The organism is Brevibacillus nitrificans (assembly GCF_003710965.1).
Classification (GTDB): Bacteria; Bacillota; Bacilli; order Brevibacillales; family Brevibacillaceae; genus Brevibacillus; species Brevibacillus centrosporus.
Genome location: NZ_RHHU01000010.1, coordinates 767476 through 793810, shown reverse-complemented (window position 1 = coordinate 793810; position 26335 = coordinate 767476). Strand labels below are relative to the sequence as shown.

Below are 26335 nucleotides of genomic sequence, written 5' to 3'. Positions count from 1 at the left end.
ACCCCCTCGTTGATCCCGTCTGCTTTACGGTTTGTAACTCCATTCAGCCTTGCCTGATCTCCACAGCTCTTCCAAGTAATTTTTGTCCCGCAGCGTGTCCATCGGATGCCAGAAGCCGGTATGCTTGTAGGCCATCAGCTGTGACGAGCGGGCAAGGGCTTCCAGCGGCTCTTTCTCCAAAACGGTGTCGTTGCCTGAAATGTAATCAAACACGCCGGGCTCCATCACAAAGAAGCCGGCATTGATCCAGCCTCCATCCCCTTTTGGCTTTTCGCGAAAGCCCGACACCGCACCCTCCTCAGTCAAATCAAGCGCCCCGAACCGTCCTGGAGGCTGCGTCGAGGTGATCGTCGCCAGCTTTTTATGCGCTCGATGGAACTCCACCAGCTTCGCGATATCTACGTTGGAGACTCCATCCCCGTAAGTGAGCATGAACGGCTCGTTCCCGATATACTTTTGGATTTGTTTGACCCTGCCTCCTGTTGCCGTATCCTTCCCCGTATCGATCAAGGTCACTTTCCACGGATCCGTCTTGTGCTGGTGATAGTGAACCTGGTTGTCCTTGCGAAAATCGAATGTCACATCGGAGTGATGCAGAAAGTAATGGGCAAAGTACTCTTTAATCATGTACCCTTTGTACCCGAGGCAAATAATGAAGTCATTGTAGCCGTACCGCGAGTAGTGGGACATGATGTGACAAATGATCGGCATCTCTCCGATCTCGATCAGGGGTTTGGGCCTGATGTGCGTTTCCTCTCCGATTCTCGTGCCATACCCTCCGGCAAGTATGACTACCTTCATTCAGCTTTCCCCCCCTTCCTTGAACTTTTTGGCTGCTCGGTTTCCCCTTGCATGAACGGTTCAATCTGGGAGAGACAAACCGCCCGCATCTCTTCTCCACGCAGGTATGCCTGATTCCATTCCACGATTTTGTCCAGCGCCTGTTCGAGTGACCACAGCGGCTTCCACCCCAGCAGGCTTTTCGCCAGCGAGCAATCGAGCTTCAAATAATGGGCTTCATGCCAAGTAGTGTCCGTGGCCCGCTCGTAGCCGGGATTTTCTCCCCAGCTTGCCAGCAGCTTTTCAACCATCCACTCGACCGGCTTGGCATCGCCATCCTCAGGGCCGAAGTTCCAGCTCTGCGCGAAGGAAACGCCTTCCTCCCACATGCTTTGGGCAAGCATCAGGTACCCTCTCAGCGGCTCCAGCACATGCTGCCAGGGACGGACTGCACCGGGATTGCGGATCTTGATTTTCCGCCCTTCTCCGATCGCCCGAATACAATCAGGGATTAGCCGATCCTGCGCCCAATCCCCTCCTCCGATGACATTTCCCGCCCTGGCTGTTGCGAGGGCCACCCCGTGACTTGCGTAGGTGGCGGCAGAAAAAAAAGAATGACGGTAGCTCATCGTCACCAATTCGCTGCACGCTTTGCTATTCGAATAGGGGTCATAGCCTCCGAGGCGGTCATTCTCCCGGTACCCCCAGCTCCACTCTTTGTTCTCATAGCATTTATCCGTCGTTACGTTAATCACGGCCCGAATGGGAATGCCGCTGTCGACTGCTTGTCGCACTGCCTCCAGAACATGTACGGTTCCCAGTACATTGACGGCATACGTCTCCACCGGAGAAAGGTAGGAAAATCGCACAAGTGGCTGAGCCGCCATGTGGATGACAATATCCGGCCTCGTCAGGAAGAGAGCTTCCTGCACCTGTTCCTTAGAGCGGACATCGCCGATGATGGAATGCACGAGCTTGTCGATACCGGCAGACTCAAACAGATTGGGCGTCGTTGGAGGGGCCAATGAAAATCCGGTTACATTCGCTCCCAGCTCGTGAAGCCACAAGCAGAGCCAGGAGCCTTTAAACCCCGTGTGCCCTGTGATCAACACCTTTTTGTTTCTCCAAAAGCCCTTGTCAATCATGAGCATCACGTTTCGCCTGGCAAGGTTTTACAATCTGATCCGTGATTTCCGCCCAGGACATCCCCAGCCGGACGATATCTTCCTCAACGAGCTGGCTTCCCATCTGCACTTCGATGAACTCCAAATCTTTCAGCGCCCGGATGGAGTGCTTGGCCCCCACGGGTATTTCCAAAACATCGCCAGGACCGACACGCCGAAGCTGATCATCGAGAATAAACTCGCCCTCTCCGGTGACGACCATCCATACCTCGCTGCGCTTGTTGTGGTATTGGTAGCTCAGATTTTTGCCTGCGTGGATGTGCAGCCGTTTCGTGAGCACCTCTCCCTTTTCTTCCGTTTTTTGGAAATGAAGAACATGATACCAGCCCCAACGCTTTTCTTCGTACATTGGCCTGTGATTCCAGTCCGTGGCGATATCTTTGACCAAATGACTTTTCTCTTTTGCTGCTACAAGAATCCCGTCCGGACTGGCTGCGACGACTGTGTTGTTAAGCCCGATCGCTACGACGGGTATGTCCAGCTCGCTCAATACATGGGTGTTGGAGCTGCTTTCAATCAGATGCACGCGCCCGACCGATTCCACCTTCATCTCTTCGGTCAGCGTGTTCCAGGTGCCCAGGTCCTTCCAATCTCCGTAATAGGGGACGACTACTACCTTTTCTGCTCTCTCTACGATCTCGTAATCAAAACTGATTTTCGGCAGCTGCCCGTATTGCTGCACGAGCGTGTGATAATCCGTTGGCCACTTTTTGCTGGCAAGCTCCCGGATCAGATAGCCTAGCCGGAAAGCAAATATCCCGCAATTCCACAATGCCCCCCTTGCGAGTAACGCTTTTGCCTGTTCTGTCGCCGGTTTTTCTTTGAAGGACTGTACCTCGTAATAGAGCGGACTGTCTTTGCTCTCTTCCTTGATGTTGCGAGGGACAATATAGCCGTATTTGGTAGAAGGGTAGGTCGGCGTCACTCCGATCAGAGCCAGGTCTGCTTCTGATAGACGTAGGACCGACTCCAGCTCCTTCATTTTTTCCATGAAGGGCAGCTCTACGTACGCATCCACCGGCATGATGGTAACGACCTCTTCCAGTCCGACACCTTCACACGTATGCAAATAGGATGCAGCCAAGGCAATGGCAGGGAACGTATCGCGCTTCTCCGGTTCGATGATGAGCGGGACGTCTTCCCCTAGCTGGCTGTGAATCAAATCGATATGTGAGCTTCCAGAGGAAATGTACACTGGCTGCTGCCAGTTCGTTTCTGCCAGCTGCCTCCAGACGCGCTGGACCATGGCTTCTTGTTCCCCCAAGGGATTGTGGAGCACTTTTAGAAACTGTTTGGATCTTACATCATTGGAGAGCGGCCACAGTCTTTTTCCTGAACCACCCGATAGCAATATCAGTTTCACTCAGGCCACCTCAGTCCATTAATCTCGTTGCTTGACTCATCATATGCGTATCGTGAAATGGATGCTCTACTGTCCCATGAAAATGGTCGATTCACTAGGGTAGAGAAGATAGCTGCCCACAGCAAAAAGCCCGGCGCAAACAGCACCAGGCTCCTTTCCTATGCGTGTACGGGCTGCCATTTCGCCCTCTGATAATCAAAATAAAAGGAACCTTCCTGCGCAAGGGCGGGAGAGTAGAAGAATTTCATATAATGCTTCATGATCGCGCCTTGAAAATGCAAGGAATAGAGCTTGTGATCACGCTCTGACTGACTGTCTTTGCAGTAGAGGGCGCCATTTTTCAAATAGACTTTCTTTTTCCCGTCCAGACTCTCCGTCAAATGCGACTGCTGTATGTTTCCATCAAAGAAGGCATCGGGAAACAATCCGTGCTTGAATCGATAGCCCGCAAATTGCCTCAGATACATCACACTCAGCACCATGTCTGTGATCAGGGGCATGCCGTCCCTGACGTGATCCTTGCTTTTATGGGCAAACGAGACCACTTGCCCAAACAGCCCCAAATCTTCAAAATGACTTGTGACAAAAGCGCAAAACCGATCGAGCCGCTGCGCATCAACGAAATTGGTCCAGACGAATTCCATGGAAAACGATTCGAATTGGGGCTGATTTACGTCCGTATACAGCATCACATCGGAATCAAGATAGCAGCATTTCTGGATATTGTGACTCTTCATGAAATCGCGCAGAATAAACCATCTTTGAAAACAAAACAAATTGTATTCATAGGGCATGTAATGAATATGCTTGTATACTTTCGCAAAATGCGCAGCGGTCCCCCTGTAGTCGTCCATCATCACATGAATGACCCCGTATTGTGCGAACTGCTGATTCAACGGCTTTCCTAGCAAAAAAATCGGTGAGTTGGGATTGCTCCATTTTGCCTGCGCCAGAGCATAGGCAAGATACTCGTCATCCCCCCGATGGATGAAAACGATGGGTAAAGACATTTGATTACTCCTCCTGCCTCTCTCCTATTTCCCTGCATTACTCTATGTCTTTTGCAAGCAAGAAGAACCGGACAGTTGCCAGCATGCAGAAGAGGATTTCTCGCACGGAGAATCTCCTATGCGGGAAAACATGCTTTTGCCCCGTCAGCTATGGCGGCATGTGGTCCTTTGCATCAAAGATCTTAGGGTCTTGTTTGCCTCACGGAGAGCTGGAAAATCGGGCGGCCACCCCGATGCAGAAAGGAGCCCTTGTACATAATCTGTAGGTAGCACGTTTTTGTTCGTGTTGACTTCACGCAAGGGAGTGTTCCAGTTGTCTCTACCTCAGCTGCCTTTAGTGAGCGTAATTACGCCCTCCTATAATCAAGGAAAGTTCATCCGCGAAACGATAGATAGCATATTGAAACAGGACTATCCAAACATCGAACACATCGTCGTAGACGGGGGCTCGACGGATCAGACCCTTTCCATCCTGCAGGAATATGCGCAAAAAGACCCACGCTTTCGGTTCATCTCGGAGCCGGACAACGGACAGTCTCATGCCATCAACAAAGGCCTGGCATTGGCAAAGGGACAAATCATCGGCTGGCTCAACTCCGATGATACGTATTTGCCAGGTGCGATCCGAAACGCAGTCCATGCACTCCAGCAGCAGCCCGCTTGGGGCATGCTTCATGGGAGAGGCCAGGTTGTCGATGAGTCCGGTACAGCTTACAGTGCCTATCCCTCTGAAAAAGCAGATGCCAAGTCCTTGTACCAGTCCTGCGTCATCTGTCAGCCAACTGCTTTCATTCGCACCCATGTTTTTCGTCAAATGGGCGGTGTCGACGAAAGACTTCAATTTTGCATGGACTATGACCTGTGGATGCGAATTGCCAAGGCTTATCCAATCGGTTTCATCCCCGAGTTTTTGGCAAGCGCGCGCATACACGGTGCCTGCAAATCAGCTACGCAATGGCATTCGGTCGGGGTTCCAGAAGTATTGAAATCTCTGGCCAAAAATTACTCATCGATCCCACCTGGCTGGGTGTCCTACGTCCCCCAATATCGGGGCATGGGCGTCGTCGATTTGTTGAGACAGCTCAAAACGCTCCGTTCCAACTCATCTCGGATTACGAGCATGAATCGGTACAGAGATCTTTGGGCCCCTCCGATCCTGCGCATCACGATGGAGTCTGACCCTGCGGCTCCAGCCCAGTTTTTGCTGCTAAAGGGCAAGATTCCGGGCGTTCCCATGCAGCTGCCAAAGCCTTTTACGCTGACTGCGTTGGTAAACGGAATGCTGGTAAAGAGCTTCACGGTCACGAAAGCCCTCTTTGCCCTGGAAATCCCGCTCGATCCGCGAAGTCTGACTCATCGGATCGATATTTCTTCCACCAGCACGAGCGTCCCTGCCATGCCTCAGATCGATAACATGCGCGTAGGCGGTTATTTGGCCGAAGACGTGCTCCCGCTCAGTCACGAAGAAGCCATCGTGTATCGCGCGTTTCGCAACTGATCGTTAGCTCATATACATCTTGGTTTCAATCACGGCTGCCGCTCCTGCGATCGCCAGCAGGAGAAGAAGCGGATAGGCAGCCGGTACATACAAGTACAGCCCCACCACGACCAGCGCCACCCAAATGCCTACGCACCAATAGCAGCTGAGCAGCCGTCCGATCCAGCTGCGAATTTTGCCTCCTTTAAAGTCGATCTGTCGCAGGAGCTGACCGGATGCATCTGTCTCATAGGTGACCGTAAAAAAGGGATTCCGAAGAAACGCCGTGATTTCGTCGAAGACTATCAAATGGGTGAGACGAAAACTAGCCAGCACCAGTATGGTCAGGTCAATCCATGAAAGGTCGAACACAGGCTTCTTTCCTCCCTTTCCAATATTTTTCACTTTTCATCTATCACAGCACTTTGTTAACATTGGTCAGGACAAACCAGAGAAAGGCGTGATGACATGAATCGCCACGTAACGAAGATTGCAGCAATCCTTTCCCTGTCCGTCTCCTTCACCATGATCGGACAAACTGCTGATGCAAAAACCACGTTTACTCCTCTCAAAAAGGGCATGAACAATTCGAGAGTCCTTGAAGTGGAAAAAATGCTGGATGCTTTGAAGTTTGACTATAAACTCAAAGTGGACAAGATTTACAACGTGGATACGGTTAACAATGTCAAGAAATTTCAGAAGAAGTACAAGCTGAAACAGACAGGCGTAGTAAACCTTGCAACGTACAACAAGTTGAAGCAAGTGTACAATGCTTCCAAAAAACCGGCGACAAAGCCGGAAACCAAACCGAACAATCCCACGAAGCCAAGTGATCAAGCAACAACGGCTACACTGAAGCTCGGCTCCACTGGTGAACGAGTCAAGGATTTGCAAAAAATGCTGGCTGCACTTGGCTACAAAGTCACGGCTACCGGTACTTACGACGACTCTACCCGCTTCGCTGTCATGCTGTTCCAATCTCGAAACAAGCAAACCTTGACTGGCGAAGCCGATTCGAAAACGTATAGCGAGATCTCCAAGCAGTTTAAAAATATCAAGCCAGGTACGACAACACCTACGACGCCGCCGTCTCAGAACAATGGCTCCTCGCAAAATCCAGGAACGGGTCAAAATCCAAGTGCCCAAGTGCCATTGCCATCTGAATTGACTGCAGACGAAAAAGAAATGGTGCAGCTCGTCAATCAAGAACGCGTGAGTAAAGGGCTGACTCCTTATCAGGTCGATATGCAGCTCACGAAAGTCGCACGCGTAAAAGCGCAGGAAATGGTAGACAAAGGTTATTTCAGCCACACGTCTCCTACGTACGGCTCGCCATTTCAAATGATGGAATCTTTCGGCATTAACTATATGGCCGCAGCTGAAAACATTGCGCAGAACCAAACGGTAAGCGGCGCTCATCAAATGTTCATGAATTCTTCGGGACATAAAGCCAACATCATGAGCAGCTCCTACGACTATGTCGGGATCGCCGTAGTCAATGGCGGACCGTACGGGAAAACGTTTGTTCAAATGTTCCTGAAAAAATAAGATACGAGGATGAACCCATCATTTCACGAGGAAATGGTGGGTTTTTCTTTTAGAACGAAATGGCGATTCGATTATTGGCAGAAAAATTTACTTCCTGATTGTTGCAAAGGACGACTCCTTCGACTGTGACACCCTTTCCGGAAGGCTGCTTCAAAAAGGAGATTTGGAAATTTTGAAAGGCTTCTGTCGCTTTCGGCTCGATCAGGACCGGCTGAATCGGTGCGATCCAGTATTCCCCGCGTTCCTGCGCTTGCGCAAACCAGTCATCGTTCAAATACCTCCATCCGCTTAAGCCCGAAGCTCCTTGAACGGCCATCGTTTCCACGAACTTCGGAGGCAGTATCTGACCACCCATCTTGATCGAGTCAGCGGGAGTCACACGCAGGCACACGATTGGATTGTAGAGATCTGCTGTCCCTGTATTTTTGACTTGCAGGGTCCCGATCAGCAAAAAGGGTCTGTCCTCGGAATCGGAGTGGATCAACGTGTAGTCAAAGTAGACTTCTGCCTCCAGCGTCTGCGCTGTCTGCATCGATGCGGGGATAGGATGATGAACGGCCGGCTCCGCTACAACCAGAGATGCCTCGCCCCTATTGGTTTCCTCTATCGGTGCTTGATTCACCGGGAAGTCTTGTTCTTCTACAGCGGATGATTCCTCCGCTTTAGCTTGGTTTTTTGCTTCGACTTGATCTTCCTCTTCGGTCAGGTTTGCTTCCCCATCTGAGCTCTGCGACTCTTCGGTGACCTCTTCCAGCACCGGCTCATCCTCGGGTTCGTGTATCGTCAGAACAAGCTCATCTTCTCCCAGTTCCTGGAGCTCCTGAAGCTCATCGAGTTCCTGCATCTCATCTCCATCGAGCTTGTCGTCGTCATCTAACTCCACGTGACATGCTCCTGATGCATCCCGCTCATCGCTGTCCTGCAGATCTTCCGCGTCTTCACCTGCATTCACCTGCTCGGATTCGTCTTTTCCTGGCAACGATTGACCGAACATCACGCTGTCAAAGAACACTTTTAACAGATTTGGCGGCAAATACGCAAAAGGTTGAATCTGCAAGTCTTCCTGAAAGTAATTCAAAATGCCGGATGCCAAGTAAAAGGCGAGCTTTTCCGCATAGGTCTTCCGCTTGTAGATTTCCGTAAACTGCGGAATCTGCAGCTGCAAATGGACGGCGGCATTCCCCGATTTAGCCGCTTTGTTCGCTCGAATCAGGCAAGGCATCCCTGTCTGCTTTAATTCCGACTGCAAGGATTTGACCAGCTCTCTGCGATCCTCTTGCTGAAAGAGGAGAATTCTCGGCTTTTCCAGCAAACGCATCTCTTTTACACTTACGCGAATGGCAACGTCAGCATTCGCAGCAGCTGCACTGTTTTTTGGTCCAAATACAACCTCCATCCGATATTCGGAAACGAACCGCTGGACCTTTTCCACAATTTCCTTTTCATAGGCGTTCTCCGTGGAAGCAGGTCCTGTATACAAGACGCATACCTTTCCCTTTAACCCTGAATCCAGATCGACTCTTTTGTTCTTAGGGTCCCACTTGAGCTGAAAACCATTCTGTTTACAAAACAATCGAAAGGCAGGCAGTGCCGTATATGGCATCGTTCCCCCACGCTGCCCGCCGTAATATACCTCGACGTCCATCCCTGTCACTCCTTCACAGCACTAACGGTATCCGCGATATTGTATGAATGCCCATCGCCATGAGTGAACATCTCCCTCTATGATTTTGGGCCACCGGGCGTTCCCCCTACAGCAAAGCGGCATACCATGGCTTATGAGAAAGGAGTGGTCATATGTCCATACACCAAAAGCCGCTGGTTTCCATTATCATTCCCGTGAAAAACGAGGGGGACAACGTGCGCTCCACCATCATGTCCCTTTTCAATAGCAGAACCAGCTTTCCTTATGAGGTCATCGTGGTCGATGATGCTTCCACCGATCACTGCTGTCATTTTCTTTCCCAGCAGCCGAAGTCACCGCAAATCACGCTGATTACCACCGAAGGAATCGGTGCAGCCGCAGCTCGTAATCTGGGAGCCGAGCGTGCGAAAGGAAACTACTTCATTTTTTGCGACGCCCATCTGACGTTTGAAAACTTTTGGATTGACCGATTGATGGAGATGGTACTTGCCAAAAAGGCAGATGGGGTGGCTCCAGGTATTGCTTCCATGACAGAGCCGCACAAAATCGGATATGGGCAAAATCTGGATCAGCGTCTGGGAATTACGTGGAATCCCAACCCTCAGAAACCGATTCCTGTTGCCATCTTGCCTGGGGGATGTTTTCTCGTATCGAAAGAAGTCTTTCAAAAAGTAGGCGGCTTTGATCGAGGTTTTCGTGTTTGGGGATTTGAGGATATCGAATTTTCCATCAAGATGTGGCTTTTCGGCTACACCTGCATGGTCCAGCCCTCTGTCAAAATTCTCCACCTGTTCCGACAGACCCATCCTTATTCTGTTGTGCATGAGCATGTCTACTACAACATGCTTCGGATGGCGTACAGCCACTTCAGTGAGCCGCGCGTCGAAGCGACGAAAAAGCTCATCATCTACGCAAAGGCGTCTGAAATCGACGACGATGTCCTGACTCATGGAGCTGCCGCACAGCGCATGCGTTACTTCGCCCAACGGAAATACGACGACAGCTGGTTCTTTAAACGATTCAACATTCCATTTTAATCAGTTGATTTACCTAAAAATAGGCATTCGTTGACAAGCAAATTTCCCATTGCCCACATAGTATGTAACTGCAAAGCAAATCCCCTAGGAAAGGAAGGATTCATACGGTGAATCATGTGAAGCCCATTAAGGGTCGCCAGCTCCCTACACCGACGCCTACAGCCACTCCACCGATCTCCAACAACTTGCAGCCAGAGTGCATTCGCGTCAACAAAGTGTATGACTGGGTCGTTCTTGCCAACAGCTACCGTAACAAGATTGCCCTTCCCGACGATTGTCGAGCTCTGGTAGACGCAGCTATTCGTGCCGGTCAAGATATCACCATCTCCTGCATCGAGCCTGTCGTACCAGGTCCTACTTGCAATGTCGTAAGCATTCGTCGCGAAAACATTGTAGTTGGTGGTACTTCTGTTCGCGTTGGGGTCGTTCGCTTCGTATTTGGTGCGACTGTTGTCGTGCGCGTTTTTGCCGACAGCACGCCTCTGTGCGAATTTACGACAACCGTTCAGTTCGATCAGGAAGTCGTCTTGTGCCTGCCTGAACCACTCGATGAAAGCAACATCGTTTGCCGCATCAGCGCAATCGAGTGCAACCCAATCGGAAATGTCCTCCTGGGTGGCATGGTGCAACTCGACGTCATTGTGTGCGTAGAAATCCAGGTGGAAGCGGAAGTGAAACTCGAAGTGCTGGCGAAATTCTGCTCTCCTCGTCCAAACAATATTCCTGTTCCATCGCCAACACCTTCCTTCCGTTGCCCACCAATCGTCTTCCCGCCACAATGCCCGCCAATCTTCCCTGTGGCGAACTGCGATTGCCAAGCGTCCGTCAACGCACTCGTACCCAACGTCACCGTATCCATCGGTCTTCCGCTTACAGCCGCAGTCGGTACGATCCAGCTCATCGCCGATATCTGCCCAGTCTGCGATCCTTCCAGCAGCTCGTTTACCTTTAACTTCTTTGACAATGTCTTGCCTGATGTACTGCCTGGCGACCAAAGCTTCAGCTTCTCGCCTACGTCCATCAGCTCGCCAACCTGCATTACCGTCCTGCCTGGTCTCGCGATTGTGTCAGGACTCTCCGTAACCGGTACAGGTGTACGCACCTTCACATCCAGCGGTGTACAAGAGACGCTGACCTACTCGCTGACCGTTGCCGAAACTGGGCTCGGTCTGCCAGACGCCATCATCCTGACACTGACCGATGTGAATGGTATCCTCGTGTTCTCTGCAACCGTCACGGTCGTTCCAGACGAACAATTGCTGGTTGCCGATTGCGTAACCTTCGGCGATATCGTCATCACTACCCCGTAAGTGATTCCTCTTCAGACAACTTTCCTTCCATAACCTCGACGGGAGAAGGCCATGGCTTCTCCCGTCTTTTCTTTGCTCGACTGCTCCCCGGGATACAGGCACCAATCCCTGCCCGTTACATATGTCTATAGTGGATACCTATATGAAAAAAGGAGGACAACACTATGCTCAAAAAAAGGACCTCCACCTCAGGCCAAAGTGTGTCGAGCACCACTACCAGCAAGGGAAAGAGCGGAAAAGAAAAGCTGCTGTTATTAAAAAAGCAAGCGTACTACTATGAAGCAAAAGCAACGCAATACAGTCTGGAAATATCCCAGCTCCAGGAGCAGCTGCAAGCCTTAGTAGAGAAGGAGCAAGCCTATCAGGATGTTGTGAATCAATACGAGCAGGCGCTGCAAGAGCTCCAAGAACAGGAGCAAGGCACCAGGCGCTCTCTGAGTCAAACACAAGCCAAGCTCGAGCAGCTTGAAGAGAAGTTCAAGCAGCATCAACACGCGCTTGAGCAGCGAGACAAGACCATCTCTGTCTATAAAGAACGCGAGAGCAAATGGAAACAAGTGGCAGAAGATCTCAAGGAAGAACTGTTAGAGGCAAAAAACGCCACCACCATCGATGAAGAGCTTCTCCTCGCACAGCAAGAGGCAACCGAGGTGCATTTGAAGCAGCTCACTTCGCAATGGGAGCAGCAGCTTGCGCAGATTGCAAATCGCGCCGCTGAAGCCGAACAGCAAAGCCAACAAAAAAATGAGATCATTGCGCGTTATCAGGAACAGGAGGCAGCCTTCCATCAGGCAATCGAAACCTTGCGTCAGCAGCTTCAAGAACATGAGCAGGATTCCTCAGACCAGCTGAATCAGAAGCTGGAAGCGGCTCAAAAACAGCTGGGAGCCGCTGCGAAAAGAGAGTCGGAGCTCATCCAGCTCGTCGCGGATCAGGAGCATGTCATCCTCTTGCTGCAAGAGCACGAGCGTGTATGGAATGGAAAGCTGGAGGCAGCGCAGAATCAAATATCCGCTGCTGGTCAACGCGAAGCCCAGCTGCTTCAAGAACGCGAGCAGCTTGAGGAAGCCATCGCCACGCAGGAAACGCAGGCAAATGAATGGAAGCTCGCTCTTGAGCAGAAAAACGAAGAGCTGCTGGCAGCCTTAAGTACCCACGCTGTAGACACCGATGAATTAGCTGAGAAGCTGCGAGACGCTTTGGTGCAAATCACGAAGCTCCAGCAGCGCGAAGCTGAGCTGCTCGAGGCACAAACACAGGCTGATGAGACGCTTGCTCACTGGGAAGTACAGATCGCTGACTGGCAGCTGATGCTTGATCAGCACAAGGAAGAACTGCAGGCCGCATCACAGCAGATCGAGCAGCTTCGACAGCGAGAAGCAAGCCTGCTCCAAGCTCAGGCCCAGACAAGCGAGACGATCGCTCACTGGGAAGCCAAAGAAGCAGGATGGCAAGAGGAACGCCAGGCACTTGATCAGCGCCTGGAGGAGCAAACTGCCCGCTTGACCGCTCAAGCCGAAGAAATCGAGCAAACGTCCCAAAAGCTGCATGCCTCCTTGCAACAAATCGAAGACCTCCAGCAGCGCGAAGCTCAGTTGCTCCAAGCACAGTCGCAGACAGACGCTCACTGGGAGGCCAGAGAAGCTGAGTGGCAGCTCGCGCTCGATCAGCAAAATGAAGACCAGCGGATACTGAGCCAGCGTTATGAAGAACTGCAGACTCAGCTGACCAGGCAAACCGAGCAAAACGAACTACAGGCAGAGCAGCTGCAGGCCTCCTTGGAACAAATCGAGGAGCTCCAGCAACGCGAAGCTCAGCTGCTCCAAGCACAGTCGCAGACAAACGCTCACTGGGAGGCCAAAGAAGCTGAGTGGCAGCTCTCGCTCGATGAGCAAAAAGAAGCGTACCAGACGCTGGGCCAGCGTTATGAGGAGCTGCAGACTCAGCTGACCAGGCAAACCGAGCAAAACGAACTACAGGCAGAGCAGCTGCAAGCAGCCTTGCAGCAGATCGGGGAGCAAAAGAAACGAGAAGCGCAGCTGCTCGAGGCCCAAGCGCAGGCAGCTGAGACCATTGCCCAGTGGGAAGTCAAGGCAGACGAATGGAAGCTCGCTCTCCACCAGCACGATCAGGAGCTGCAGGCTACCCTGACCAGCCATGCGGAATGGAAAGAGCAGCAAGCGCAGGAGCTGCGGGCCGCTATGCAACAAATCGAAAACCTCCAGCTGCGAGAAGCAAGGCTGCTTCAGGAAAAAGCAGATGCAGAAGAAGCTATCTCCCATTGGAAGGCGCAAGCGAAGGAAAGTCAGCTTAGCCTTGAGCAGCGCGAGCATGAGCTCAAGCTGGCAGCATCCGCTGAAGCAAACTGGAGGGAAAAGCTGACGGAAGCAAACAAATCGCTGGAAGCTGAGAAACAAAAAACGGCGGACTATAAGCAGAAGGTGAAAGACGCCAGTGACGCAGAAGAAAACTACCAACAGCTGCTCTCGAAAATGACGATCATCGAACTACAGTACAAACAAATGCAGAGTGAAAAGGATAAGCAATATGAGCAGCTCGCCACACAAGAGAAAGTGCTTAAGAAAACAGTCGATGGGCTAAAACAGATGGTAAAGGAACTCCAAGACAAGGAAGAAAGATACAAGCAAGCCATCAAAGACTTTACACAGAAGGAAGCCCGCGCAAACAAAATGCTCAGTCAGCTGCCTAGCACCTATACTTCACCCGGCAATTCCGTATCTGGGCAGTCCTCTCCACAATCCCAGCAGATCCAGCAGCAAAACCAGCAAATCTCCAACTCGATTCCTGCCAACTTTCCACTCCCTCCACACTTGAACCGGGGCAACACCTTTAATCCGTTCAAGTGAACTCTCTGCCAATGTGCAATAGCCGTTCCCACGGTGCCAGACACTGAATAGAACATAGTACAGTAAAGAAAGGGAGGGAAATACCATGACACCTGAACAACTACGCGCATACCATCAACAACGCCAGCAAATGGCTGCCCGTCAAGCTCAACTCCAGCAGCAGCAAGCGGCTAGAGGGCAAGTTCCAGCGCCTAGACCTATGACTCCATTGCCCAAAACAGGCCCTGTTCACAACGTCAAGCCGCACGTTCAATCGAAAACAACCGGGGGCTGCTGCGGCAGGCGTTGGCAAGCCTGAGTCCTCCACGCCACCTTTCCTGGTGTCCCATTCGGTCTGGAACGAAATGATCCGACACTGTATGGAGGAGCGTCCTTTCGAAGCCTGCGGTTTGCTTTCAGGACGAAACGGTTGTGCAGAAACCATCTGGAGAATGGAAAACATCGAAAAGAGTCCGGTTGCCTTTTCCATGGACTCTCGTCATATACAAAAAGCACTGCAGAAAATGGCGCTGAAGGGAGAAGCTCTGGTAGGGATTTATCATTCCCATCCTACGGCTCCTCCCTTGCCATCCCCTGAGGATATCGCGTATGCCTACTATCCGGAAGCAGCCTATCTGATCGTCTCACTCGCCTCCAAACAGCCAAATATCGGCTGTTACCGGATCGTCGGGTCACGAGCACTGCCTCTGCGCGTTGAACTTAGGTAGCTAGGTTTTGAAAAAGAAACAGCGGGTGCCATCGGCTCCGCTGTTCTTTGTTTTGGCTATCGGAAAATTTTCATGAATCGTTCGGCAAAAGACGCAAAAGCTCGATCTTTTCCCAGCTGACAAACTCATCCTCCCACAAGACGTGGCAACGATCTGCTTCGACACGGATGACTATCCCGCGAACCCCATCCTTCAGAAATACTACTTTGTCGCCCTCTTGTATCATCGTGCTTCCCCGCCTATTAACCGAGTCTGAAAATGATTCCGTGACCACCTTTTGGGTATTCCCACTTGATGTTTTCATAGGGACAACCGATCCGGCAGCTTCCGCATTCGTGGCACCCTTCGTATCCCACATGCATCCGCACCTCTTCCCATTTGTAGACTTCCGCTGGGCAAAAGATTGTACAAAGCTTATCCGGGCATTGGGTAGCACAGACATCTGCACTGAGCACGTGGAGATGGGACTGTGTATCGGCCTTAAATCGAACCAAGTACTGCTTCTCTTCGATCGACTGGCCTTTGGGTATGTTCGCCATCACTTCATCACCCTCCATGCATTCATCAGATCGCGAGCCATTTTCCATTTATCCTTGGCTGTCCCGAGTTCGCTCCAGATCTTCTTCTGCTTGGTCCATTTGGAAGTGCCGTCTATGGTAAACATTTGGCTCGCTGCCTTGTTCATCATCGGAATGTACTGTTCAAAATACTGCGGGAACTTTTCAAAGTGATGAGTCGCATCCTTGTACTTCTTCAGATCCTGCCCGACAAAGCTGTTCAAAAGATTCGTCCGATAGGAATCGAGCATGCGTTCTGAAAAATCGCCAGCTTCGCGCGCTTGCATGATGGTCTCTGCCGCCATCACTCCGGAAGCCATAGCCATATTGGAGCCTTCCCGGTGGATCGCATTGACCAGCTGAGCCGCGTCTCCCACGACGATGACCCCGTTTCCAACGACCTTTGGCATCGAGCGGTAGCCGCCCTCTGGGATCAAGTGTGCCAAGTATTCCTGCTGTTCACTTCCTTGTATATATGGTCGAATCATCGGGTGGTTTTTGACATAATCCAGCAGCTCATACGGCTTGATCTTGTTCTTGATCAGCCCGGAGAGCATCGTGCCTACCCCGATGTTCAAGCTGTCTTTGTTCGTATACAGCCAGGCCGTCCCGAGTATTCCCTTCGTCGAGTCCCCAAAAATCTCAATGGTACAGCCATGATCCCCTTCCAGATTGAAGCGGTCCTCGATAATTTTCCGATCCAGCTTGAGTACCTCCATGACGGCCAGCGCAACCTCATCCGGACGGAACTCTTTGTGGAAGCCCAGCGATTTGGCAAGCAGCGAATTGACACCATCTGCCAGGACGATGACATCCGCGTACACATCCCCATCGGGGCGGTCGGTTCGGATTCCGACGACCTTTCCGTTTTCTACGATGCATTCGAGTGCCACCGTCTCGTTAAGCAGCAGCGCTCCCTCCTGCACGGCCTTGTCGGCAAACCACTGATCAAATTTCGCCCGCAGCACAGTGAAGTTGTTGTACGGCTCCTGTGCCCATTCCATTCCTTTGTAGCTGAAATTAAGAGCGGATTCTTTGTCCAGCATCATGAAGCGCTGCTCCACGATCGGCCGCTCCACAGGCGCTTCCTTGTAGAACCCAGGGATGATGTCCTCCATGGTTTTCCGATACAGGACGCCGCCCATCACGTTTTTGGAGCCGGGATACTCCCCCCGCTCCATCAACAGGACATTCACGCCTTTTTTCGCCAGTGTATATGCACAAGCCGTTCCCGCCGGACCTGCTCCCACCACAATGACATCAAACTTTTCCGCCATATTGAACCTCCTTGTCCGGCTCCTTTTGAAACGCTTCCATTAATATCGGTACGATTTCAAAGGCATCACCCACGATACCGTAGTGGCACGATTGAAAAATAAGCGCATTGGGGTCTTTGTTGATGGCGATAATCAGACCGGAATTGCGCATCCCGACCAGATGTTGAATCGCCCCTGAAATGCCGATCGCGAAATATACTTTGGGGGTGACCGTCACACCCGTTTGCCCGACCTGGTGCTCGTGATCAATCCAGCCAGCCTCAACGGCATCCCGGCTCGCCCCGACCGTTGCCCCGATCTTTTCGGCAAAGCGGTGAATCAGTGCAAAGCCCTCCTTGCTTCCCAGGCCTTTCCCACCTGCGACAATCACGTCGGCTTCGTCCAGGCGGACCTTTTCTTTCGTTTCGCGCACGATCTTGAGTACTTTTGTGCGAATGTCTTCCTCACGCAGGGTAATCGTTTCTTCGATGACTTCTCCCGTTCGATCCGCGCTTGGCTCCAGCGCTTTCATGACCTTGGGCCGAACGGTTGCCATTTGCGGTCGGTGCTTTTTGCACAAGATCGTCGCCATGATATTGCCGCCAAATGCCGGGCGACTCGCTTCCAGCAGGCCCGTTTCTGCGTTCACATCGAGCATGGTCGTATCCGCTGTCAGTCCCGTCTCCAGATCTGTGGCTACCGCGCTCGCCAGATCTTTTCCCGTAGAGGTCGCCCCGTACAGAATGATTTCCGGCTTGTGTTTGTTCACGCACTCGATGACGGCACGCATGTAAGACTCCGTACGATAATCGTGAAAGATCGGGTCGTCGTATACATAAACCTGGTCTGCTCCATACGGAAAGACCGTTTTTGCCAGCTCCTTCACCTTCTCTCCGATCAAAAGACCTGCGAGCGGCACTCCCCTTTTGTCTGCCATTTGGCGTCCAGCACCCAAAAGCTCCAAGGAAACCGGCGCGATCCTGCCGTCACTTACCTCCAAGTACACCCAGATGCCGCAGTATTCCTCGATATTCATGCCTGCCCCTCCTTAACCCGGAACAACCGTTGTTTCTCCTGTAAAATCTCCATGAGCCGCGAAACCTGTTCCTGGGCTGTCCCTTCCAGCATCTCGCCGCCTTTTGGCTTTTCGGGCGGCCATACCTTGGCTACGATAGTTGGCGAGCCTTTCAGTCCCAGTAGGGTGCGATCGATATCCCCCAAGTCGTTCACAGCCCAAATGACAGGATCGTAACGCGCTGCCCGCAGCATGTTGGGCAAAGGTGAATACGGCACCTCATTGATCTCCTTTTCTACCGAGAACAGACAGGGCAGCGAGGATTGGATCACTTCGTAGCCATCCTCTAATTTGCGGTGAACAATACAGTAGCCTTCTGCTTTGTTTACTTCCACTACCTTTTTGACACTCGTCAACGGGGGAATGTCGAGCCTTCTCGCAATGCCTGGACCTACCTGCCCGGTATCGCCATCGATGGTCATTTTTCCACAAATCACCAAATCTACGGGCTGCGTTTCCGAAATCTTCTCAATCGCCTTGGTAATGGCGTAGCTCGTCGCCAGCGTATCTGCTCCGGCAAAAGCCCTGTCTGTCACCAGATACCCGGCATCCGCGCCGATCTCGATGCATTTTCGAATAGCCTTGACTGCTGGTGGCGGCCCCATCGTAACGACCGAAACGACACCGCCATAACGCTGCTTCAGCCTGACCGCCTCTTCAACCGCATGAGCGTCATAGGGGTTGAGGATCGCAGGTGCGCTCGCCCGATCCATCGTGTTCGTCTTGGGATTCATCTTGATGATTTTCGTATCCGGCACTTGCTTAATACAAGCGACGATGTGCAGCATGTTCTATCCCTCCTTGCTGCCCAGCCGCGTATACTTGTACCACTGGTTGTCTCCTTCGCGCGCGAAGCTACGGGCAGCTTGTCGTTCATTGTTATAACCTATTGCAGAATCGGGAGGCTTAGACCAGTTACACGGGCAATCGAAGGCACGAACAAAAGAATGAAAAAAGAGGACACGATACCCTCTTTCTGGGTATGCATCCTCTTTTGCATTTGGGATTATTTGTTGATCGAGAACTCCACTCGTGCACTCGTAAACTTCTGAGCCACGCTCAACAGCTTGATTTGCAATCCAATTTCAGGAAGGATCTTCCCAACCTCGGGAACTTCCGGCATCGAATAATCATTGCTGTCTTTAAATACGGTAACACCTTTTTCCGATTTGTACTTCATCGTACCGAGTTTGTAGTCCAGATCCACAGGTGACGTTTTCTCCGGACTGAATGCAGCATCGTTCAACTGGTAGCGGGAATCAGCAATCGCCTTTTCATTCCCTTCGTCATTGTTCCAGTAGTGAACCTTTTGATGGGAATCGACTACACCGAGCATACCGTACCCTGGATGGCTGCTGGTGTTATTGTCCTGCGTTTTGCCATAACGGCCATCGTAGTACCAGATAACCATACCTGGATCATACGTCAGGAATGTATCGCTGCGGCGGAAATATTTCAGACCAATATCTACCCCTTCATGGGAACGAAGCTCAATCAAGTAATAAGCGTCGTACATTTTCCCTTTGCCATCGAAAAGAACGAATCCATCGAGGTCAAATTTCTTGTCGCCTTCTGCATCGTCTTCAAAGATCACTTCGCCGTCTGCTTCCACTTCGAAGTTGTCCATATAGAAGCCCTGCAGGGAGTAGGCCATATCCGTTACATAATTAAATTCCACCTGAATCTTTTTGCCCACGAAGTCGTCGAGGCTGATTTCTTCTCCCTCCCAATCCTTCGTGACGTCATCATACTTCTCTACGTTTACACTCTCTCCCGTGTCGACGTCGATTACGTTCACATAAAGATAATCGTAGCCTTCCTCGATCGATCTCCACGAGTCAAAACGCATGGAAGCCGTACTCGCATCAGACAAATCAATGACTTCGGAAGTCATCTTGTGATCCATCTGATCGCCTTCTTCAGAGAAGTACGCATAGTCGCCATCTTTTGGCGTGGTTGGAGGCAATTTTTCAACCTGCGGCATGTTCACCTTGATGACTTTGCCTTGCTTGGACAGGCTGCTTCCATCAATGAGGGACACTGTTTTCTTTCGTTTTTTCAAATCCTGATAGTTGATTACTTGTGCCTCGATCCATCTGCCACCATACATTTGCTGGAGCATCAGCTTGGACCATGGATCAAATCCGGTTGGCTGCGTTTGAAAGACCTTACCGGTGTGGCTTCCAGAAGACATCAGCGACCATACGCCGACCGGCGAGTCATGCCCCAGCCGAGTCGTATCGTAGAGATCAGGCAGTCCCAGATTGTGTCCATATTCATGGGCAAATACCCCCGGAGCTCCATCCTCAGGCTGAATCATATAGTCATATGCTTTAAGGCTTGTACCAGGAATTCGAATCGGCTCTTCCAGTGTTGAGCGATGGGACCAGATGGCGTCCTCGTCTTCCCCTGTTTCTTCTCCGATTCCAGAGTGAACGACCATCAAATTGTCAAGCAAGCCATCTGGCTCCATGAGATCGCCATCTTCATCCAAATCGTAAGGGTCGCGTTGATCATATTCATCTTCATGTCCTGCGATAGCATCTCCCACAGATTTCAGGGTTTCCCGCACCAGTTCAGTCGGATGGCTGTCTGCTCCATACTTATCATTCGCGCCGTAATATTCTTTATCTTTTTCAGCCTGCTGCCATGGTGTGACAACGCCGTCTACTTTCCACGTCTTACCTGACTGCTCCTCGTAGAACTTCGCCATCGTTGTCATATCGATACCTTCTGGCGTGATATAACCATTGCGGTCAAACAGCATCTTCTCGTAATGCTCAGGGCTGAAATCTTTTGTCCAGAGGGAATCGCTCTTCTTTTTCACCTGATTGTGTTCCAGATCGGAATACTCTATCAGGGCAATTACGAGGTTATCCTTAAACTGCGCCCTGTATGAGCGAACCTGGCTGTCATCCTTCATCTTTGATACTTTGTTTGCAGCTTTCGAGACAGCTGCCATCTGAGATTTGCTCGCTTTTTTCCCGAAGGAGGTAGATTCATCGATGCCATGAGGAACCTTTTTTCCTCTCAAATACTTCTCGACCGCTTTGTCGATCTCGGCCTGATCAGCATCCTCATCGATCTCTCCCTGCTCTATCAATTCATGGACCAACCGTTCCATGTTGACCGTTGCCAAGTCCATTTCAAGCGGGGGCTTGTCCTTTGACTTGGCCATACCTACTGCCGGAAACGCTACAAAGCTGCTGAAAACCAAAGAAGAAGAAAATAAGATGGATAAAAACTTCTTGCCATTCTTCACTGCGTTCACCCTCTTCTATCTCTCGTGATTGGCCGGAAAACCGATTACCCCCCAGTTCCGACACAAGTCAATTATGACACGCAGACCGTTTTTTACCAATTTTAATTATTCGACAAATTTATGATGTTTGATCAAAAGAGTTTATTCCACAAAAAGGAAATCCACCGAAAGTCCTAGCATGTTCCCCTCGAAAAAAGTCGTAAAAGCTCGAAATATCCATCCGATCGAACTAGCATATTCATGATGATAGCATCATAAACGAAGCGGCACATGCACGGTGAATTTTGTCACACCCTCGTTTGATACAGCCTCAATCCTGCCGCCGTGCTTCCTCACCACTGCCTGAACAATACAAAGTCCCGCCCCACGTGCCCTTCCTCCGGCGGAGTGCTTCGTCGAATACCCAAAGTCAAACAGCTTGTCCATTTGCTCTCGGAGTATTTCGGGGCCTGAATTCTCGATCTCAAACCGATACTCCCGCTCTACATGCTTGCAGGCGACTCGAATCCACTTTTCTCCTTGGCCTGCTGCTGCTGCATCCAGCGCATTATCGATCAGGTTGGACATCAATTTGATCAGGTCAATTGAGGGGATCTCGTCAAATGGATCTGGGCATTCTGCAAATTGCATCACGATATTCCGCGATTTCGCCTGCTCCCATTTGGTGTGAAACAGAATCATGAGCGCCGGGTTGCTGATGCGAACCGAAATATCCAGCAGCTTGGTCTCCTGTAACAAGGACTTGACGTATTCACGCGCTTTGTCAAAGTAACCAAACTCAATCAGTCCGTACAACACCTGAATATGGTTGATGAAATCGTGACGGACAGAACGGATCGAGGAGATCACGGAGCGCAGCTCGTCTTGATACGTCCTCTCGGCATCCCCAACAGCTGCTTTCAGTTCCCGCTGATACCAACGCTGCAGCCCCAGAATGACGAAAACGAGCACAGCGACAAACAGTGCTTGGAAAAGGAAGAGGGGGACGCTTCTTCGGACAACATCGCTGCCAATTCCGTCAACAGACTGCACATCCATATCCACCCCTACAATTCCTAGGAGCTGGCCGTTTTCCCCCAAGAGAGGCGCCCCTGCCGATAAGTATTTGCCGTGTATCGGATCGGAAATAACATCGGAGTAGTAAGTTTGACCGCTCACGATCATCTGGATTTGCTCTGCATTAATATAACAGGGCTCTCCGATTTGCATGTTGTAATCCAAATCTGGAGGAAGGGAAGCAATCATGACACGCCCCCCCTGCTGATCCGCATCAATCTTTGAGATGTATAAAAATAGCGCTCCAAACTGCTCTCTTGCTTTTGCCAGCTCTTTCTCCAGCTGCTTATATGCCGGATTTTCTTTTACCGGGTTCTCGAGAAAGGCTTGGTAGGCCCGTGTATCCAGCTGGCTCGCGACAAAAGAAGCCGCCTTCATGCTCTGATTGGCAATCGAAAGGCGGACGGATTGAATCGTATTAAAGTAAGAAGCGGCGATACTCACGCATGTCATAACGAAGACAAGTACAACCGAGATGAGCATGATGAGGAGAATTCGATAGTTTTTTAAATAGGAAGTAACCATGTCTTTGAAACCATTGCCTTTCTTTTTGTAGTCGGCACGGTTTCCATTCTAGTCTATCGGAAATGGATATGTCCAGTTAGGCCTCGGAAATCAACACCTGCTCCAGTGCATCCAAAGCCAGCTTTGCATCTGCGCCTTCTGCGGTCAAGGTGACCGTATGCCCCTTTGCGACCGCCAGTGACATGACTCCGATGATGCTTTTCCCATTTACGTGCTTGTCTTCTTTTTTTACTCCGATTTCACTGGAAAAGGAAGCCGCCAGCTTCACAAACAATGTAGCAGGGCGAGCATGCAATCCTTGCGACAGCTGAACGGTCACCTGTCTTTCACTCACTCGAATCCACTCCTTACTTGATCCTTATTTGTCTACGGCTGCCAGCAGCTCTTCTACCTGCTCAAGCCGGGTCAGGCCAGTTGTTTTATCCACGATCGAGGTGTAAATATGAGGGATGACCTGCTGGACGCCTGCTTCCAAGCAGACCTCGACAATCGGACGGATCGAGGTGGCATCGATTCCCCCTGTTGGTTCAAAAACGGGTATGCCGAAACGGACAGCAGCTCTCGCCATCGCTTTGATTTCATCCAGCTTCTCCATTCCGTTTACCGGATAAAATTTGACCGAATGTACCCCGATTTCCGCCAGCATGGCCGCAGCTGCCTCGCAGGAGAGCACTTCCGCCACTTTTTCACTTTCGGGACCCGTAGTCACTTGCACTTTTCCTGCCTGGTTGCTTGGGGTGATCAATGCATTCACAAGCGTGTGACTGTTTCCGATTGCCTGCAAGGCGCCCAGCGTATAGCCTGCCGCGGGAAAGACCTGGTTGACATGATCTGGCTCCTTTTGGATTGCCACCTGCGCTACTTTTTTCCATTGGGCTGGATCGCCCGCTCCCAAGCCTACTGAAACGGGTATCCCCGCTTGCTGGTACTGCTGGACGGCTCGCACGGCCGCTTCGACCGTGGCAAACCCTTTGACCATCACTCCGATCAGCACGCGGCCTTGCGCCAAAGTATTGATCTGCTTTGCGTTTTCTACATCCTTTGCCAGTACATTCAGGCGTATGTTTGTTGTGCGCACGCGGACTACTCTCCTTCTTTTCGTTTTTCCAGCAGCTCTTTCATCCGGGCAGCAATGATTTTCTCCTGCCCTGCATGAAACGGCCGAGGATCAAAGGCGAACACGCCTGTATTGATAGCGTGGTTGCGCGTGAATATGGCGGGGTCTCCCTGCTCCAGCAAGCGAACCAGCTCCTGGGCTGTCATCCCCGTCACTTGTTCGTCAATGCGTACCTGCACGCGGTAGATGGCTCTGCCTGCTTCGTCCTGGGCGATGCTTGCGCTCACGCCAGCCAAGCCGTCCAGCTCCCCTGCCAGCCACTCTACCCGCGTGCGCTGCCATGATGCGTCCTGGTTCTCCGGGTCGTACTGCTGCAAAGCTGTCAAAAGGCCCACGATCGCCTCTTTCCCGACCTTCATCGCCCGGCCAATCCCTTTATACTGAGCGCGGCAGGCTGCGATCAAAGGAGCTCGACCTGCAATAAATCCAGAGGTCGGCCCGCCGATCGCCTTTCCTCCACTGTAAATGACCAGATCCGCTCCCTTGGCTAGATAACGCCGCAGATCCTCCTCCGCTGCAGCGTCGACAATGACAGGTATCCCCTGCTCGCGGCCTAGTTGGATCATCGTCTCGAGCGATTGCATCCCCTTTTGGATGGCATGATGGGACTTGACGTAGAGCAGTGCTGCCGTCTGTTCATCGATGGCCTCGCGCAGATGGGCTTCCTCAACATGATTGGCACTTCCAACTTCTACTGCTCTGCCACCGCCCAGTGCCATCATTTGCTGAACGGACGCACCGAAATGGACAGCGTGTCCTTTTTGGATCACGATCTTGTTTTTCAAGCCTTCCGAGCAAGGCAGCCGTTCGATCAAGCTCAAATGCGTGCCCGTGATCGCCGCTGCTACACTGATGGCGATACCTGCTGCTGCCCCCGAGGTTGGACAACCATCCTCCGCCCCGGTAACCGCTGCGATGTGCCGGCCTGCCACGAGCATCAGCTCACTCATTTCTACATAATCCATGGCGGCCTCGCCCATCGCTTGTGCGACGGAAGGTGTGACGGCACTTGCACCCAGCGCCGTCATCTTCCCGCTCGCATTGATCACCTGCTTTAACCCCAGCTTTTGATAAATGCTCATCCGGTGTCCATCCTTCCCGTTGATTGTACTCATTGTGTCGGTATGGGGAAAATCGCGCCGAGGATCATCGCACCGATAATCGCTCCACCCGCAATCGGTTTATTGTAATAGTAGAAAATCGCCGCTCCCGCCGTCGCACCCAGTCCCACGGGGATGGAAGCCATGATCGCCGAAATGACGATCAGGGGGCCCAGATAACGTCCCGCTGCATTTCCCGCTCCCATCATGACATCCGCACCAAATGTGGAATTCGCCGCATTGATCGTATATTTGCGAATCAAAATGATGATGGAACCGATGACGAAGCCAAGCAATGCCCCTGTCACCAGCGCCAAGGGGAACGAGGTCAGGGGAGCCGTAAAGCCTGCACCCAGCATAAGGGCAGGAACGCCAATTCCGATCCCCGTCTGCAGAGAGCCCCCGATATCAAGAATCCCGACCAACGGCCCCTCCAAAATTCGCGCGAACAAAAAGCTCGCTCCGAATGCAGCAGCTGCGCCGTATCCTCCTCCCTTGATCCCTGCTTCCAGCATCGCGACGATCGCGATATCATTGAAAGCTCCGATATGATACACGTAGTAGAGATGAGTACCGGCAAATATTCCAGAAGCCAAGCACGCGACAAAGAGAGGAAACGCCCATTCGGAATACCAAAATCCTTTTGCTGAAAGTTCACCCATTACTTTTTCACCGCCGATCCAAACGTTTCGTGAAGCTGTACCAGCCAGTCAGGAATTTCTACATGCATGCTCTTCAGGAGGGCGACATCAAAGGCACGGAAGAAACCGCTCAGGACAAACAGCAGGATCACGGCAACCAGCATCGTCTTCGTGATTTTGTTCCAGCCGCTGTCGTCCAAGCCTTTTCCGATCAAGATCCCCAAAACGATCCCCGGAACAGCGTTGCCCATGACCAGATGCGACATACCGCCCAGAACAGTGCCCCATATCCCTGTCCGCTTGCCCGCATCCATAGCCGCCATCCAGAACACGATCGGCATGATCGGATTGATCAGCCAGTTCGCGGCTGGCACCAGCACTTTTGTCGCCACCAGCTGCATCGATTCGGGAATCGCCGTCGCCGTGGAATTCAGGAGAGTCACCACAACTACCCCTACAGCCGCTCCTGCGATCGCCATCCGCTTTGGATTGTGCAAAGTCTCTTCGACATTCTTGTTTTTCCACAGCAGGATTGCCGCCGCCCAGTTCGGAATGACACGATGGTCCACATCCTGTGTCAAAGCACCGGCACCAACGACGGATGCCCAGGAGTTGAACAAAAAGCCCAGTCCGAACGAAAAGTGGGATATCGGATCGCCCGCACACGCATTCAGCTCTCCGAATGTCCGGAACGCCCCCATCCCCTGGACATTGGGCGCATGAAACATCCTCGCCGCCCCTGCCCCAACACCGAAGCCAACCAACGCTCCGATGACGATGGACTTCAAAACGATCATCAAAGTTACCATGAACCTTCC

The 26335-nt window shown here is 51.6% G+C and carries 25 protein-coding genes; 7 read left to right on the top strand and 18 right to left on the bottom strand.

Features of this window, described 5'->3' with window-relative positions; translation table 11 throughout:
• Positions 1-24: 24 nt before the first annotated feature.
• The 4 genes from rfbF to EDM59_RS17305 all read right to left on the bottom strand — a co-directional run bounded on the left by rfbF (position 25) and on the right by EDM59_RS17305 (position 4337).
• Entirely contained in the window at positions 25-801 is a 777-nt protein-coding gene (gene rfbF / locus EDM59_RS17320) for a glucose-1-phosphate cytidylyltransferase (protein WP_122924732.1), read from the bottom strand.
• On the bottom strand, positions 798-1925 hold the full coding sequence (gene rfbG / locus EDM59_RS17315) for a CDP-glucose 4,6-dehydratase (protein WP_122924881.1): 1128 nt from the start codon (positions 1923-1925) through the stop codon (positions 798-800). The genes rfbF and rfbG overlap by 4 nt, the downstream gene beginning before the upstream one ends.
• Positions 1918-3327 carry a sugar phosphate nucleotidyltransferase gene (locus EDM59_RS17310; protein WP_122924731.1) on the bottom strand — a complete coding sequence of 470 codons (1410 nt, stop codon included), beginning with the start codon at positions 3325-3327 and terminating at the stop codon, positions 1918-1920. Before EDM59_RS17310 ends, rfbG begins: the two co-directional genes overlap by 8 nt.
• 158 nt (positions 3328-3485) lie before the next feature.
• The gene (locus tag EDM59_RS17305; RefSeq protein ID WP_122924730.1) at positions 3486-4337 is read right to left on the bottom strand and encodes a hypothetical protein; all 852 of its coding nucleotides are present in this window, start codon (positions 4335-4337) and stop codon (positions 3486-3488) included.
• 304 nt (positions 4338-4641) lie between these two features.
• On the opposite strand from EDM59_RS17305, the gene EDM59_RS17300 reads away from it, so the two are divergent.
• On the top strand, positions 4642-5835 hold the full coding sequence (locus EDM59_RS17300) for a glycosyltransferase family 2 protein (protein ID WP_246011112.1): 1194 nt from the start codon (positions 4642-4644) through the stop codon (positions 5833-5835).
• Positions 5836-5838: 3 nt separating this feature from the next.
• On the opposite strand, the gene EDM59_RS17295 is transcribed toward EDM59_RS17300, so the two are convergent.
• The gene (locus EDM59_RS17295) at positions 5839-6186 is read right to left on the bottom strand and encodes a DUF1360 domain-containing protein (RefSeq protein WP_122924728.1); all 348 of its coding nucleotides are present in this window, start codon (positions 6184-6186) and stop codon (positions 5839-5841) included.
• Between the two features lie 96 nt (positions 6187-6282).
• Between EDM59_RS17295 and EDM59_RS17290 the strand changes: the two genes are divergently transcribed.
• Positions 6283-7362, top strand: coding sequence for a peptidoglycan-binding protein (locus EDM59_RS17290; protein ID WP_122924727.1), 1080 nt, complete (start codon positions 6283-6285; stop codon positions 7360-7362).
• Between the two features lie 49 nt (positions 7363-7411).
• On the opposite strand, the gene EDM59_RS17285 is transcribed toward EDM59_RS17290, so the two are convergent.
• Positions 7412-9007, bottom strand: a complete 1596-nt coding sequence (locus EDM59_RS17285) for a hypothetical protein (RefSeq protein WP_122924726.1) — start codon at positions 9005-9007, stop codon at positions 7412-7414.
• Between the two features lie 152 nt (positions 9008-9159).
• Here EDM59_RS17285 and EDM59_RS17280 point away from each other — a divergent pair, with 152 nt between their 5' ends.
• The 5 genes from EDM59_RS17280 to EDM59_RS17260 all read left to right on the top strand — a co-directional run bounded on the left by EDM59_RS17280 (position 9160) and on the right by EDM59_RS17260 (position 14928).
• Positions 9160-10044 carry a glycosyltransferase family 2 protein gene (locus EDM59_RS17280; RefSeq protein ID WP_122924725.1) on the top strand — a complete coding sequence of 295 codons (885 nt, stop codon included), beginning with the start codon at positions 9160-9162 and terminating at the stop codon, positions 10042-10044.
• Positions 10045-10151: 107 nt separating this feature from the next.
• Positions 10152-11354 (top strand): BMQ_0737 family morphogenetic spore coat protein, encoded by a 1203-nt coding sequence (locus EDM59_RS17275; protein WP_122924724.1) that lies wholly within the window; start codon positions 10152-10154, stop codon positions 11352-11354.
• A 164-nt stretch (positions 11355-11518) separates the two neighbouring features.
• Positions 11519-14221, top strand: coding sequence for a hypothetical protein (locus EDM59_RS17270; protein ID WP_122924723.1), 2703 nt, complete (start codon positions 11519-11521; stop codon positions 14219-14221).
• Between the two features lie 85 nt (positions 14222-14306).
• Positions 14307-14519 carry a hypothetical protein gene (locus EDM59_RS17265; protein ID WP_122924722.1) on the top strand — a complete coding sequence of 71 codons (213 nt, stop codon included), beginning with the start codon at positions 14307-14309 and terminating at the stop codon, positions 14517-14519.
• 22 nt (positions 14520-14541) lie between these two features.
• Entirely contained in the window at positions 14542-14928 is a 387-nt protein-coding gene (locus tag EDM59_RS17260; RefSeq protein WP_281274572.1) for a M67 family metallopeptidase, read from the top strand.
• A gap of 70 nt (positions 14929-14998) precedes the next feature.
• On the opposite strand, the gene EDM59_RS31090 is transcribed toward EDM59_RS17260, so the two are convergent.
• The 12 genes from EDM59_RS31090 to EDM59_RS17205 all read right to left on the bottom strand — a co-directional run bounded on the left by EDM59_RS31090 (position 14999) and on the right by EDM59_RS17205 (position 26326).
• Complete coding sequence (locus tag EDM59_RS31090) at positions 14999-15154, bottom strand: hypothetical protein (RefSeq protein WP_183192938.1); 156 nt, start codon at positions 15152-15154, stop codon at positions 14999-15001.
• Positions 15155-15170: 16 nt separating this feature from the next.
• The gene (locus tag EDM59_RS17255; protein WP_092274099.1) at positions 15171-15467 is read right to left on the bottom strand and encodes a ferredoxin family protein; all 297 of its coding nucleotides are present in this window, start codon (positions 15465-15467) and stop codon (positions 15171-15173) included.
• The gene (locus EDM59_RS17250; RefSeq protein WP_092274102.1) at positions 15467-16762 is read right to left on the bottom strand and encodes an FAD-dependent oxidoreductase; all 1296 of its coding nucleotides are present in this window, start codon (positions 16760-16762) and stop codon (positions 15467-15469) included. Before EDM59_RS17250 ends, EDM59_RS17255 begins: the two co-directional genes overlap by 1 nt.
• Complete coding sequence (locus tag EDM59_RS17245; protein WP_122924720.1) at positions 16746-17777, bottom strand: electron transfer flavoprotein subunit alpha/FixB family protein; 1032 nt, start codon at positions 17775-17777, stop codon at positions 16746-16748. The genes EDM59_RS17250 and EDM59_RS17245 overlap by 17 nt, the downstream gene beginning before the upstream one ends.
• Positions 17774-18604 (bottom strand): electron transfer flavoprotein subunit beta/FixA family protein, encoded by an 831-nt coding sequence (locus tag EDM59_RS17240; protein ID WP_092274108.1) that lies wholly within the window; start codon positions 18602-18604, stop codon positions 17774-17776. Before EDM59_RS17240 ends, EDM59_RS17245 begins: the two co-directional genes overlap by 4 nt.
• Before the next feature lie 218 nt (positions 18605-18822).
• Positions 18823-21078 carry an immune inhibitor A domain-containing protein gene (locus EDM59_RS17235; protein WP_122924719.1) on the bottom strand — a complete coding sequence of 752 codons (2256 nt, stop codon included), beginning with the start codon at positions 21076-21078 and terminating at the stop codon, positions 18823-18825.
• 252 nt (positions 21079-21330) lie between these two features.
• A complete protein-coding gene (locus EDM59_RS17230; RefSeq protein WP_122924718.1) occupies positions 21331-22659 on the bottom strand; it encodes a sensor histidine kinase in 1329 nt (442 codons plus the stop codon).
• Positions 22660-22735: 76 nt separating this feature from the next.
• The gene (locus EDM59_RS17225; RefSeq protein ID WP_122924717.1) at positions 22736-22993 is read right to left on the bottom strand and encodes an HPr family phosphocarrier protein; all 258 of its coding nucleotides are present in this window, start codon (positions 22991-22993) and stop codon (positions 22736-22738) included.
• A gap of 24 nt (positions 22994-23017) precedes the next feature.
• Positions 23018-23737: a KDGP aldolase gene (locus EDM59_RS17220; RefSeq protein ID WP_122924716.1), complete on the bottom strand. Its 720-nt coding sequence runs from the start codon at positions 23735-23737 to the stop codon at positions 23018-23020.
• Positions 23738-23742: 5 nt separating this feature from the next.
• A complete protein-coding gene (locus EDM59_RS17215; RefSeq protein ID WP_122924715.1) occupies positions 23743-24858 on the bottom strand; it encodes a DgaE family pyridoxal phosphate-dependent ammonia lyase in 1116 nt (371 codons plus the stop codon).
• A gap of 29 nt (positions 24859-24887) precedes the next feature.
• The gene (locus tag EDM59_RS17210; protein WP_092274121.1) at positions 24888-25538 is read right to left on the bottom strand and encodes a DUF4310 family protein; all 651 of its coding nucleotides are present in this window, start codon (positions 25536-25538) and stop codon (positions 24888-24890) included.
• On the bottom strand, positions 25538-26326 hold the full coding sequence (locus EDM59_RS17205) for a DUF4311 domain-containing protein (protein ID WP_122924714.1): 789 nt from the start codon (positions 26324-26326) through the stop codon (positions 25538-25540). The genes EDM59_RS17210 and EDM59_RS17205 overlap by 1 nt, the downstream gene beginning before the upstream one ends.
• Between the last annotated feature and the right edge of the window lie 9 nt (positions 26327-26335).

Excerpts from the sequence above, each read along its gene's own strand:
- rfbF (WP_122924732.1), bottom strand. The coding sequence starts at position 801 with ATGAAGGTAGTCATACTTGCCGGAGGGTATGGCACGAGAATCGGAGAG.
- rfbG (WP_122924881.1), bottom strand. The coding sequence starts at position 1,925 with ATGATTGACAAGGGCTTTTGGAGAAACAAAAAGGTGTTGATCACAGGG.
- EDM59_RS17305 (WP_122924730.1), bottom strand. The coding sequence starts at position 4,337 with ATGTCTTTACCCATCGTTTTCATCCATCGGGGGGATGACGAGTATCTT.
- EDM59_RS17290 (WP_122924727.1), top strand. The coding sequence starts at position 6,283 with ATGAATCGCCACGTAACGAAGATTGCAGCAATCCTTTCCCTGTCCGTC.
- EDM59_RS17285 (WP_122924726.1), bottom strand. The coding sequence starts at position 9,007 with ATGGACGTCGAGGTATATTACGGCGGGCAGCGTGGGGGAACGATGCCA.
- EDM59_RS17280 (WP_122924725.1), top strand. The coding sequence starts at position 9,160 with ATGTCCATACACCAAAAGCCGCTGGTTTCCATTATCATTCCCGTGAAA.
- EDM59_RS17270 (WP_122924723.1), top strand. The coding sequence starts at position 11,519 with ATGCTCAAAAAAAGGACCTCCACCTCAGGCCAAAGTGTGTCGAGCACC.
- EDM59_RS17265 (WP_122924722.1), top strand. The coding sequence starts at position 14,307 with ATGACACCTGAACAACTACGCGCATACCATCAACAACGCCAGCAAATG.
- EDM59_RS31090 (WP_183192938.1), bottom strand. The coding sequence starts at position 15,154 with ATGATACAAGAGGGCGACAAAGTAGTATTTCTGAAGGATGGGGTTCGC.
- EDM59_RS17255 (WP_092274099.1), bottom strand. The coding sequence starts at position 15,467 with ATGGCGAACATACCCAAAGGCCAGTCGATCGAAGAGAAGCAGTACTTG.
- EDM59_RS17250 (WP_092274102.1), bottom strand. The coding sequence starts at position 16,762 with ATGGCGGAAAAGTTTGATGTCATTGTGGTGGGAGCAGGTCCGGCGGGA.
- EDM59_RS17245 (WP_122924720.1), bottom strand. The coding sequence starts at position 17,777 with ATGAATATCGAGGAATACTGCGGCATCTGGGTGTACTTGGAGGTAAGT.
- EDM59_RS17240 (WP_092274108.1), bottom strand. The coding sequence starts at position 18,604 with ATGCTGCACATCGTCGCTTGTATTAAGCAAGTGCCGGATACGAAAATC.
- EDM59_RS17230 (WP_122924718.1), bottom strand. The coding sequence starts at position 22,659 with ATGGTTACTTCCTATTTAAAAAACTATCGAATTCTCCTCATCATGCTC.
- EDM59_RS17215 (WP_122924715.1), bottom strand. The coding sequence starts at position 24,858 with ATGAGCATTTATCAAAAGCTGGGGTTAAAGCAGGTGATCAATGCGAGC.
- EDM59_RS17210 (WP_092274121.1), bottom strand. The coding sequence starts at position 25,538 with ATGGGTGAACTTTCAGCAAAAGGATTTTGGTATTCCGAATGGGCGTTT.
- EDM59_RS17205 (WP_122924714.1), bottom strand. The coding sequence starts at position 26,326 with ATGGTAACTTTGATGATCGTTTTGAAGTCCATCGTCATCGGAGCGTTG.